The sequence below is a fragment of the Rhizobium sp. RAF36 genome, from assembly GCF_052114105.1.
GTDB lineage: Bacteria > Pseudomonadota > Alphaproteobacteria > Rhizobiales > Rhizobiaceae > Rhizobium.
Window position 1 is genome coordinate 1 of the sequence record NZ_JBFREC010000032.1, and the last position, 386, is coordinate 386.

Consider the following 386-nt stretch of genomic DNA (forward strand, 5'->3'; position numbering starts at 1 on the left):
GAAGAAGGGTGAACGGATCACGTACATCCGCACGATCGTGCAAGGGAAGGCCGGCCAGGAACCCGGCAAGTCGATCGAGACCACGGCCAACACAGGTCAGTACCTGTGACGGCCAAAACCGAGGGTGTGCCCGGGGAAAGGTTGCCTGCGGGCGGCGCCATGCGCGTCATGGGTTCCGAAACCGAGTACGGAATCCATGCGCCGTCGGCGCCTGGGGCGAACGCCACGATGATGTCCGCCCGGATCATCCAGGCCTATGCCACGGTCACGCGCCAACGTGCCGCCGGGGGAGCGGAAACCCGCTGGGACTACACGGACGAAGAACCTTTACACGATGCCCGCGGCTGGACCGTTGACCGGGCGTCGGCCGATCCCAGCCAGTTAAC

At 65.3% G+C, this 386-nt stretch carries 1 protein-coding gene; it reads left to right on the forward strand.

What is annotated here, in order from left to right; translation table 11 throughout:
• Positions 1–159: 159 nt before the first annotated feature.
• Positions 160–386, forward strand: a 227-nt coding sequence (locus tag AB4Z25_RS29355) for a proteasome accessory factor PafA2 family protein (RefSeq protein ID WP_442210577.1), incomplete at its 3' end; no start/stop codon positions are given.